Annotated in this window: 15 protein-coding genes and 2 pseudogenes; 10 read left to right on the top strand and 7 right to left on the bottom strand. The window is 69.2% G+C overall.

The window, feature by feature from the left end:
* Positions 1 to 37: 37 nt before the first annotated feature.
* Together WKH84_RS17365 and WKH84_RS17360 are read right to left on the bottom strand one after the other, a co-directional pair.
* Positions 38 to 565, bottom strand: coding sequence for an IS30 family transposase (locus tag WKH84_RS17365; protein WP_341854557.1), 528 nt, complete (start codon positions 563 to 565; stop codon positions 38 to 40).
* Entirely contained in the window at positions 493 to 723 is a 231-nt protein-coding gene (locus tag WKH84_RS17360) for a hypothetical protein (protein WP_341854556.1), read from the bottom strand. The genes WKH84_RS17365 and WKH84_RS17360 overlap by 73 nt, the downstream gene beginning before the upstream one ends.
* A gap of 287 nt (positions 724 to 1010) precedes the next feature.
* Between WKH84_RS17360 and WKH84_RS17355 the strand changes: the two are divergent.
* Together WKH84_RS17355 and WKH84_RS17350 are read left to right on the top strand one after the other, a co-directional pair.
* A pseudogene (locus WKH84_RS17355) lies at positions 1011 to 1622 on the top strand (C69 family dipeptidase); the annotation flags it as partial.
* Between the two features lie 88 nt (positions 1623 to 1710).
* Positions 1711 to 2463: a C69 family dipeptidase gene (locus WKH84_RS17350; protein ID WP_341854555.1), complete on the top strand. Its 753-nt coding sequence runs from the start codon at positions 1711 to 1713 to the stop codon at positions 2461 to 2463.
* Between the two features lie 80 nt (positions 2464 to 2543).
* Here the strand turns inward: WKH84_RS17350 and WKH84_RS17345 are convergent, their stop codons facing one another.
* A complete protein-coding gene (locus WKH84_RS17345; protein WP_341857036.1) occupies positions 2544 to 2966 on the bottom strand; it encodes a hypothetical protein in 423 nt (140 codons plus the stop codon).
* Between WKH84_RS17345 and WKH84_RS17340 the strand changes: the two genes are divergently transcribed.
* A complete protein-coding gene (locus WKH84_RS17340; protein ID WP_341854554.1) occupies positions 2926 to 3480 on the top strand; it encodes a DUF429 domain-containing protein in 555 nt (184 codons plus the stop codon). The genes WKH84_RS17345 and WKH84_RS17340 overlap by 41 nt on opposite strands.
* Entirely contained in the window at positions 3453 to 3743 is a 291-nt protein-coding gene (locus tag WKH84_RS17335) for an ATP-binding protein (RefSeq protein ID WP_341856945.1), read from the top strand. The genes WKH84_RS17340 and WKH84_RS17335 overlap by 28 nt, the downstream gene beginning before the upstream one ends.
* Before the next feature lie 541 nt (positions 3744 to 4284).
* Here WKH84_RS17335 and WKH84_RS17330 read toward each other — a convergent pair.
* The 4 genes and pseudogenes from WKH84_RS17330 to WKH84_RS17315 form a co-directional block, all read right to left on the bottom strand.
* The gene (locus WKH84_RS17330) at positions 4285 to 4494 is read right to left on the bottom strand and encodes a hypothetical protein (protein ID WP_341854553.1); all 210 of its coding nucleotides are present in this window, start codon (positions 4492 to 4494) and stop codon (positions 4285 to 4287) included.
* A gap of 40 nt (positions 4495 to 4534) precedes the next feature.
* Positions 4535 to 5203: a hypothetical protein gene (locus tag WKH84_RS17325; RefSeq protein WP_341854552.1), complete on the bottom strand. Its 669-nt coding sequence runs from the start codon at positions 5201 to 5203 to the stop codon at positions 4535 to 4537.
* Complete coding sequence (locus WKH84_RS17320) at positions 5133 to 5384, bottom strand: hypothetical protein (RefSeq protein ID WP_341857035.1); 252 nt, start codon at positions 5382 to 5384, stop codon at positions 5133 to 5135. The genes WKH84_RS17325 and WKH84_RS17320 overlap by 71 nt, the downstream gene beginning before the upstream one ends.
* A pseudogene (locus WKH84_RS17315) lies at positions 5385 to 5522 on the bottom strand (Lrp/AsnC family transcriptional regulator); the annotation flags it as partial. It lies immediately after the preceding gene.
* Positions 5523 to 5786: 264 nt separating this feature from the next.
* On the opposite strand from WKH84_RS17315, the gene WKH84_RS17310 reads away from it, so the two are divergent.
* The 6 genes from WKH84_RS17310 to WKH84_RS17285 are packed head-to-tail and all read left to right on the top strand — an operon-like array spanning position 5787 to position 9276.
* The gene (locus WKH84_RS17310; protein ID WP_341854551.1) at positions 5787 to 6665 is read left to right on the top strand and encodes an ABC transporter substrate-binding protein; all 879 of its coding nucleotides are present in this window, start codon (positions 5787 to 5789) and stop codon (positions 6663 to 6665) included.
* Positions 6662 to 7252, top strand: coding sequence for an ABC transporter substrate-binding protein (locus WKH84_RS17305; protein WP_341854550.1), 591 nt, complete (start codon positions 6662 to 6664; stop codon positions 7250 to 7252). Before WKH84_RS17310 ends, WKH84_RS17305 begins: the two co-directional genes overlap by 4 nt.
* A gap of 44 nt (positions 7253 to 7296) precedes the next feature.
* Positions 7297 to 8235 (top strand): ABC transporter permease, encoded by a 939-nt coding sequence (locus WKH84_RS17300; RefSeq protein WP_341854549.1) that lies wholly within the window; start codon positions 7297 to 7299, stop codon positions 8233 to 8235.
* Positions 8151 to 8333, top strand: a complete 183-nt coding sequence (locus WKH84_RS17295; protein WP_341854548.1) for an ABC transporter permease subunit — start codon at positions 8151 to 8153, stop codon at positions 8331 to 8333. The genes WKH84_RS17300 and WKH84_RS17295 overlap by 85 nt, the downstream gene beginning before the upstream one ends.
* Positions 8330 to 8515, top strand: coding sequence for a hypothetical protein (locus tag WKH84_RS17290; RefSeq protein ID WP_341854547.1), 186 nt, complete (start codon positions 8330 to 8332; stop codon positions 8513 to 8515). Before WKH84_RS17295 ends, WKH84_RS17290 begins: the two co-directional genes overlap by 4 nt.
* A gap of 50 nt (positions 8516 to 8565) precedes the next feature.
* A complete protein-coding gene (locus WKH84_RS17285; RefSeq protein ID WP_341854546.1) occupies positions 8566 to 9276 on the top strand; it encodes an ABC transporter permease in 711 nt (236 codons plus the stop codon).
* Positions 9277 to 9329 lie beyond the last annotated feature (53 nt).

Genomic DNA, 9329 nt, shown 5'->3' with positions numbered 1-9329 from the left:
GATGAGGAGCATTCGGAGGCGATAGTGCTCGGTGGTGTCAAAGCGTGGAAGCAACATGGGGTTCGCCGGCAAGTAGTCGGGCGAAGGATTCTGTCGGTGTCAGGAAGCCGAGTCGGCGTCGGGGTCGGTTGTTGATCTCTTCGGCGATGGTGGTGAGGTAGGGCTGGTGGTCGGGGATCTCGGTGCCCTTGGGGAGGTACTCGCGGTAGAGACGGTTGGTGTTCTCGTTGCTGGGTCGTTGCCAGGGCGAGTGGGGGTCGGCGAAGTAGACCGGCATGTCCGTGGCCAGGGAAACCTTCGCGTGTTGCGCCATCTCGGAGCCCTGGTCCCAGGCCAGCGAGGCCTGCATCATCTTGGGCGACTCGGTGAAGTACTCGATGACTGCGTCCGCGGTGCCCTCGGCATGTTTTGAGGGTAGGGCGAGCAGGCCGGTGAAACCGCTCATCCGCTCCACCAGGGTCGCGGCGCACGAGGACCCGTTCTTCCCGATGATCAGGTCGCACTCCCAGTGTCCCGGCACCCGCCGCCGCGCGGCGTCCTCGCCTCGTTCCGCGATGGGGACCATCCCCACGATCGGCCGGTGGTGCGGGGCCTGCGCTTGGTCCGTTTGGACTGCAGGAAGATCCCTCGCTTGGCGAGTTCACCGCGGGGGATCGCGTAGATGTACTGGTAGATCGCTTCTCCGCTGACGGTGCGGCCCTGAGCGTCGGGAGAGTTCGCCATGCGGTCAACGGTCGGGTCTGCGGCCTCCAGACGCAAGTGGCCCGCGATCTCGTTCGGCGTCCATGACGCCGCTAGGTCGGCGTTCACCCGGGCCTTGAGCACCGGATCCTTCGCGACTTTCCGGACCTGCGGGCGCGAGCGCTGGCGGCGCGCTTTCACGTCAGCGGTCACCGCTTGATAGCCACGGGTTTTCGTCGAGTTCCGTCGCATCTCTCGCCGACGCCTGCGCGTCGTAGAGCTGGGCGAACTCTCGGAGCGCGTCGGTGTCGGATCCGAGAAAATTTGACATGCGTCGCAAGCTACCCGAGCACGCCGGGAGCGGCGATGGGAGAGGTCCCCGTCCGGCCTCGGACTTCCAGTATCGGAGGCCGGGCCATGAGCGACTCAATCACCCGGGCGCGATCGCCGCCGGATGCCGGCGACCCCGCCGGCACCCGCGGCGCGGGCGCACAAGGACCGTCGGCCCCGGGACTACCGTGGACCTCCCCAGATCCCTGCGCTCGAAGGAACCCTCCCCCATGCCCTGCACCACGATCCTCGTCGGCCGTCGCGCGAGCGCGGACGGCTCTCCCCTGGTCGCCCGCAACGAGGACTCCAGCGAAGGGTCCTTCGATCCCAAGCGGGTCGTGGTGGTGCGACCGGCCGAGCGACCCCGCACCTACACCTCCGTGATCGGCAAGCGCACGATCGCCCTGCCCGAGGATCCGCTGCAATACACCGCGATCCCGGATGCGCTGGGGGTCAACGGGGTGTGGGCGAGCGCCGGCATCAATGCGGCGAACGTCGGCATGAGCGCCGCGGAGACGATCACCAGCAACTCGCGGGTGCTCGGCGCGGACCCGCTCGTGGAGCACGACCCGGCCACGGGCGCGCCCGGCGGGTTCGGCGCGGAGGACTTCGTGACACTCGTCCTCCCCTACATCCGCACCGCGCGCGACGGGGTGGAGCGCCTCGGCGCGGCCGCTCGCGGAGCACGGCACCTACGAGATGAACGGGGTCGCCTTCAGCGACGAGCAGGACATCTGGTGGCTCGAGACGGTGGGCGGGCACCACTGGATCGCGCGGCGCGTCCCGGAGGACCACTACGTGACGATGCCGAACCAGCTGGGCATCGACTCCTTCGACCTCGACGACGCCGAAGGGCCGGGCCGCGACCACCTGGCGAGCCCCGACCTGCGGGAGTTCCTCACCACCCACCACCTGGACCTCACACAGCGGGACGTGGACGATGCGGCGCCGTCGGTGTTCAATCCGCGCTTGGCGTTCGGCTCCCACACGGACGCGGACCACGTCTACAACACGCCCCGCGCCTGGTCCATGCGGCGCACCCTGAACCCCACGAGCGAGGACTGGGACGCGGGCCTGCCCGGGGCGAGCCCGGACTCGGACGATCTCCCGTGGAGTCGGCGGCCCGAGCGCCTTCTCACGATCGAGGACGTCAAGGACGTGCTCAGCTCCCATTACCAGGGCACGGTCTTCGACCCGTACTCCGCCCGCGGCACCGCGGCGGAGCGCACGGCGTTCCGCCCCATCGGCATCAACCGCCACAACGCGCTCGCGGTCCTGCAGATCCGGCCGGACCTGCCCCCGTCCCATCGCGCGCCGCAGTGGGTCGCCTACGCCTCGCTCCCGTTCAGCACGCTGATCCCGATGTTCACGAACGTCGAGCAGGCACCCGCCTACCTCACGACCACCGGGGCGAACGTCAGCACGGACAGCTTCTACTGGACTCACGCATGATCGCGGCTCTCGCGGACGCGCACCACGCCGAGACCCTCCCCGCGATCGAGCGCTACCAGCGGCCGCACCCTGGCGCTGGGTCACGCCGCCGTGCACGCGGCGACCGCGTCGGCATCGTCGGCATCGTCGGCCGACGACGCCGCTGTGCCGGGCCTGCTCGCCGAGGCGAACACGAGGATCGCCGAGCAGATCCGCACTGCGACGGACGCGCCGCTGGGCGAGGTCCTCGCCACTGCGAGCACGCACATGACGAACCGTTTCTCACGGTCGGACGGGTGAGAACGGTGACCCCTCGGCTCGTCGCCGGCATCGATCTCGCGGCGGACCCGCGCAAAACAGGTCTCGCGGTGCTTCGCGAGGAGGGTCACGTGGTCCGCCTCGACGACGTCCACGTGGGGGCGAGCGACGACGACGTTCTCGCGGCGATCATTCCCGCATCGAAAGCCGGCGTGGACGTGCCCTTTGGATGGCCGCGCCGTTTCGTCGATCTGGTCGCCGGGCACCAGGCCGGTTACCTCGAGTCCCCGGCGCACACCGGGCCGGACTGGCGTCGGGCCGTTCTCTACCGGGAGACGGATCTCGAGGTGCGCAGGCTGGCGGGCAAGACGCCTCTCAGCGTCGCAGCGGACAAGATCGCCTACCCCGCCATCCGCTGGGCGGCGATCGCCGCGCGCCTGCGGGAGCAAAGACATCCCCACCCCGCGCGACGGAAGCGGTGTGGCCTGCGAGGTCTACCCCGGCGCCGCGCTGGCCGCATGGGGATTCGGAGCCCAGCGCTACAAGAAGGCCGCCGGAGCTCTGGTGCGCGGCGAGCTCGTCGAAGCGCTCAGCGCCCGCTGGCCGTGGCCGGACTGGGCAGGACACCAGGACGTGTGCGCGGCCTCGGACGATGCACTCGACGCCGTGATCGCCGCCGTGGTCGCCCGAGAGGTGCTCCTCGGCAGGGCGATCTCTCCACGAGCGGAACTCGCCGCCGCGGCCGACGAAGGATGGATCTGGTCGCCCACGCCGAATTGAGGGTCCTCACCCGTCAGGCGGATCCCACCAAACCCCTGGACATCGCCAGATACGCGCGCAACCCTCGTATCGCTCGTGTCTGGTCCGATCTCGGAATCACCCAGGAACGAGGGGAGGGCATCCGGCGAATGTTCGAGGAGATGCGCCTCGTCGGCCTCACGGATCCCCACTATCACCAGACCAGCGGACGCGTGCGCCTCACCCTGACTGCCCTCCGTCGCATGAGCGCCGAGCGACGAGGTCGCACTTCCCCGAGGGGCTGAAGAGATCCTCGCCGTGCTTCGGCGCAGCGAGAAGGGCCCTGCTCCGTCCGTGCGGTGCGTTCTCAGATCAGCGACCGCGGCAGCGAGCGCCGGGATGCGCACCGCGAACGTCAGCACGGCCCACAGCCCCTCGCCCAGCTCCAGAAAGGCGAGCAAGCAGGTGTCCGGAGCTGTTTCCATCCATTCTGCGGCGTCGTCGTCCCATCGATGCTCCATTCCCCTGTGGTGCAGTGGCGGCGCCCCGCGGCGCCCGCTGTGACCGTGCGGTGCGCTGAGTGTCAGTCCTCGTGAGGGCGACCGCCCGGATCGGGCTCGGAGCGCGGCTGATCCGCGATCTCCTCCTCCGGGCGGGGCGCCGTCGTCTCGTCGTCCTCGAGCTGTGGCACGGGCGGATCTCCAGGTCCGGGGAACGGTTCGTGCGTGGGATCTCCGGATCGAGCGGTCATGGCGAGGCCTCCCCTGTCGTGGTGCTCCCAGGGTACGCGCGGCGGGAGCCGTGGAACAGGTGGGATAAGCGGGCTCGCGACGGGCCGACGACGGCTCAGACGAGCCCTTCCTCGACGAGCTCGCACCCGCGCACGGTGATGACGTGCCTCTGCCCGGAGCCGCCGACGACCCGGCTCCAGCTCTCCACCACGAGCCGGTCCTCCCGGACCGACATGGTGAAGCCGCCGTACATCCCGGGATAGGGGAACCAGAGCGACTCGAGCCGGTCGATTATCAGTGCGCGCAGACCCGTGGAGCGACTCACCCCTCTCCGCGAGCCATACTCACCCCATGCCAACCCCCTCTCAGTGAGCCATACTCACCCCATGCCAACCCCCTCCTCCCTCACCCTCGACGGCCTCGTCTTCGACATGGTCTCTTCCACCGCTTCCGTCGTGGACCCGACCTCTCCCACCCGTTTCGTCTACCACCAGCAGGGCGAACTGGTGTGGGGCAGCTACACCGGGGACACCGTGACGGAGGGCCGCTTCGTCGGGCGGCTGACCGGCACGGAGCTCGCGATCTCCTTCGCCCATGAGCTGGTCGCCGATCGCAGCGTGGCGCGCGGGGAGGCGACCAGCCGAGTCGAAGAGCGCGACGGCAAGATCGCGCTGATCGAGGAGTTTACGAAGGACGGCGCGGCCCACGAGAGCGTCTGCCTGCAGGTCTGAGCGTGTGCTCAGCCCGTCGGCCGCCTGCGCGTCAGTCGATGCTTGCTGGGCCGGTCCGGATTGGTGCGGGTGTAGCGCAGCAGGCCGCGCTCGGCCGCCACCTGCTGGTGATCGCCCAGATCCGGCGGCAGCGAGCCGGCCGCGGTCGAACACCTCGTCGAGCACCAGCACCGTCTCCACGCTCTTGACCTGCGGCAGAGCGGCCACCACACCGACCACGAAGCTGTGCACGTCATCGACCCCCACTCCGCGCGTCAGCGGCATGACGTCGTGCTCGCCGGTGGTGATCTTCGCCGACTCCACGTCCGGGATCCCCGAGATCTCGTCGAGGAACTCCGGCGACCAGCTGCGGGTGCACCGTCACGAACACCAGGGTGCAGACCCCGAGGCCGGCCTTCACCGGATCGATCTGCGCGGAGTAGCCGGTGATGACCCCCGAGTCCGTCAGCGCCTCGACCCGCGCATAGGCGTTCGAGCGGGACACGCCCACCTCCTGGGCCAGCGCTGCTATCGAGATTCGACCGTGATCTCGCAGCACCTGGAGGATGCGAAAGCTGATGTCGTCGATTCCTGCGGCGGAACGTCCTGAAGTCCTCGTCGTATCACTGTTCACTCTGGACATTCTGCCGCAGGTGACGTCTCGGTAGGTAGAGATGATCGATGACGGACGTGAGCGAGGACATATAGTTCCCAGTCACACCTGCAGTTCCGCTACCCGTCCATCGCGGGTCACCCACCGTTGGAGGCTTCCGTGCACCGCACCTCTCGTCGCACCGTCATCGCTCTCGGGCTCGGCGCGAGCCTCGCACTGGCCGGTTGCTCCGGCGGCAACTCAGCGGGCAGCAACTCCGGTGGCGGAGGCGGGGGCGAAGACTCGTCCACGCTGGTGATCGACACCGCGTTCTCCCTGGAAACCGGGGACCCGGGCCGGAACTACGTGCCCACCGGGAACATGATGCTCCACGCCATCTACGACACCCTGCTGACCTTCGAGGGCTCCGAGGAGGACGAGCCGATCCCGTCGCTGGCCACCATGGAGCAGAACGAGGACGCCACCGTCTTCACCTTCACCCTGGCCGAGGGCCGCACCTTCTCCGACGGTGCGCCCGTGACCGCCGATGACGTCGTGTTCTCCCTGACCCGCGTCCAGGGCATCACGGAGTCCAAGGCGAACTTCCTGATGAACGGCATCACCGTCGAGAAGGTCGACGACATGACCGTCGAGCTGACCACCGACGGGCCCTCCCTCGAGCTCCCCGCCATCGTCACCAACCCGGCGCTGTCCATCCTGAACTCGAAGGTCGTGCAGGCCAACGGCGGGACCACCGGCGAGGACGACGCCGCCGAGGAGTTTCTGGGCTCGACCTCCGCCGGCTCCGGCCCCTACATGCTGGACTCGATGGACATCACCTCACGGGCGGTGCTGGTCCCCAACCCCGAGTACGACGGCGACCACGCCCCGAGCTTCGAGCGGATCGTGATCCGCAACGTCACCGAGAGCGCCACCCAGCTGATCAACCTCCAGGGCGGGGACTCGAATCTCGCCGTGGACCTCAACGGTGACCAGGTCGCGGAGCTCGGCGACGACTTCACCGTCACCTCCACCCCTTCGGCCCAGACCATCTTCCTGCTGGTGAACCAGAACCCGGAGGTGGGAGAGGTGACCGCGAACCCGAAGTTCGCCGAGGCCGTGCGCTACGCGCTGAACTACGAGGAGTCGCGCTCCAGCTCGCCGGCGCAGGCTCCGAGCAGGCCACCGGCGTGATCCCGCCGATGTTCGTCGGTGCCCTCGACAGCGGCGTCAGCCAGGACCTGGACCGCGCGACGGCGGCGCTGGAGGAATCCGGCTACGCCGGCGAGACCGTGACGCCGCAGTTCCCCAGCGACAACCCCGTCGGCGGCGTGGAGTTCACCCCGGTCGCCGAGCGCGTCCAGGCCCAGCTGAAGAACGCCGGGATCAGCGCCGAGCTCGCCCCCGCCCCCTTCGCCACCGAGATCGAGCCGTACGTCAACGGTCAGGAGGCATTCTCCATGTGGTACTGGGGTCCCGACTTCGCCGACTCCTCCTCGTTCCTGCCCTTCGGCCCCGGCAAGAAGGTGGGCCTGCGCGCCGGCTGGGAGGCCGACGCCGCCCCCGAGATCGCCGAACTGGTCACTGCCGCGGAGGACGCGACCTCGATGGACGAGCGGGAGCATGCGATGCGCGAGTACGCCACCGCCATGCAGGAGGAGGGACCCTTCGTGCCGCTCATCGTGCCGGGCATCAACCTCGCCAGCGATAGCACGGTGACGAACGTCCAGAACAACACCAACTGGACGCTCGACATCCCGCTCATCCAGCCGGCCGGCTGAGCCTGCCCGCTGTGACGACGACGTCTCCGCCGCGACGACGGCTCATGCCCTGGCAGCGGTGGCCGCTGGTCGGGTACGTCCTGCGCCGCCTGGGCACCTCGGTGTCGCTGATGCTCGGCGTCACCATGGTGACGTTCGTGCTCACCGCACTCGTGCCCGGCGACCCGATCGCCGCAGCGCTGGGCGAAGGTGCCGCGAGCAACCCCGCCACCGTGGCCGCCTACGTCGAGAAGCACGGCCTGGACAAGTCCATCCCCGAGCGCTATCTGATCTACCTGGCCGCTCTGCTCCAGGGCGATCTGGGCACCTCGATCACGACCGGTCGCCCGGTGGCGACCGAACTGGCCACCGCCGTCCCGGCGACGGTGGAGATCGCGCTCTGCGCGATCGTCGTCAGCCTCGCCGTCGGCCTCACGCTCGGCACCATCGCTGCGCACCACCGCGGCCGCGCGACCGACCAGGTGCTTGCGGGTCGTCTCCCTGCTGGGCCTGAGCGTGCCCACCTTCTGGCTGGCCATCATGGCCTACCACACCTTCTTCCTCCGCCTGGGCATCGCGCCGGGCGCGGGCCGGCTGGACCCCGCGTTCACCCCGCCGCCGACCGTCACCGGGCTGTACACCGTGGATTTCATCCTGGGCGGCGACCCCGTCGGCTTCTTCGACGCGCTCGCCCATCTGGCGCGCCCGTGCTGGTGCTGTCGCTGTTCACCATCGGTCTGCTCACCCGGTTCATCCGAGCCGCCGTGCTCGAGGTGCTGGACACCGACTACATCCGCGCCGCCCGCGCCAAGGGGTCGCCCCGTCGCCGAGTCATCGGTGCCTACGTCTTCGCGCGGAGCCTCCCTGCCGATCCTCACCGTCGTCGGTGTCGCCTTCGGCGTCTTCGCTGTCCGGCACCGTGCTGGTCGAGGCCGTCTTCGCCTGGCCGGGGCTGGGCACCTATGCGTTCAACTCCGCGATCAACCTCGACCTGCCCGGTGTGATGGGCGTGGGGCTCGTGGTGGGCGTGATCTACCTGGTCATCAACTTCGCGGTGGACCTGCTCTACGGGGTCCTCGATCCCCGAGTGAGGCTGGCATGAGCACATCGACCTCCCCGCGCACGCGGCTTCGTCGGGGCCGCCTGTTCCGTGCGATCCCTGCGGCCTGGCGCACTCCCCTGGCGATGGTCGGCGCGATCATCGCGCTGGCCTGGATCGTGATCGCGCTGATCGCTCCCTGGGTGGCGCCCCACGATCCGCTCGCCCAGCGGCTCCCCGCCTGACGGCGCCCGGTGACGTCTCCGTCCTCGGCACCGATCAGGTGGGCCGCGACGTGTTCTCCCGCCTCCTGACCGGTGCCCGGGTGACCATGCCGCTCGCCCTGCTCATGGTGGTCAGCGCGACCGTGCTGGGCACCCTGATCGGCTCCGTCGCCGGATTCGTGGGCGGCTGGGTCGACGAGATGCTGATGCGCCTGACCGACCTGATCATGGCATTCCCCACCGTCATCCTCGCGATGATCATCGCCGCCTCGCTGGGGCCCTCGCTGCTGAACGCCGTGATCGCCGGCATCATCGTGTCCTGGCCGCAGTACGCCCGTGTGGTGCGCTCCCTCGTGCTGAGCCTGCGCACCCAGAACTTCGTGATCGCCGGGCGACTGCTGGGCTACTCCCCGTGGAGGTCGCTGCGCAGCGACATCCTGCCCAACGTCGCCGGGCCCGTGCTGGTGCTCGCCTCCCTCGACATCGGCACCGCGATCCTGCTGCTGACCGGCCTGTCGTTCCTGGGCCTGGGCGCCCAGCCGCCGGCCGCCGAATGGGGCTCGATGATCTCCGGCGCGATGAGTCACATCGATGCCTGGTGGCTCGGGGTCTTCCCAGGCCTGGCGATCCTCACCGTGGTGATGGCATTCAACTTCATCGGCGACTCGCTGCGCGATGCGCTGGACCCGCTCTCCTCCGCCGAGCGCGAGGGCGCGACCGGCGGCACCGAGCACAAGGAGCCGGCGATCATCGAGAACCCGACGACGGAGGAGGGACGATGAGCGCCCTGAGCATCCGTGACCTGACGATCGCCTTCGGACGCCACGACCCGGTG

This window comes from Brachybacterium sp. GPGPB12 (genome assembly GCF_038396325.1).
Taxonomy (GTDB): Bacteria; Actinomycetota; Actinomycetes; order Actinomycetales; family Dermabacteraceae; genus Brachybacterium; species Brachybacterium conglomeratum.
Note: the sequence above shows the minus strand (reverse complement) of the source record. Positions and strands in the feature narration are given on the sequence as shown.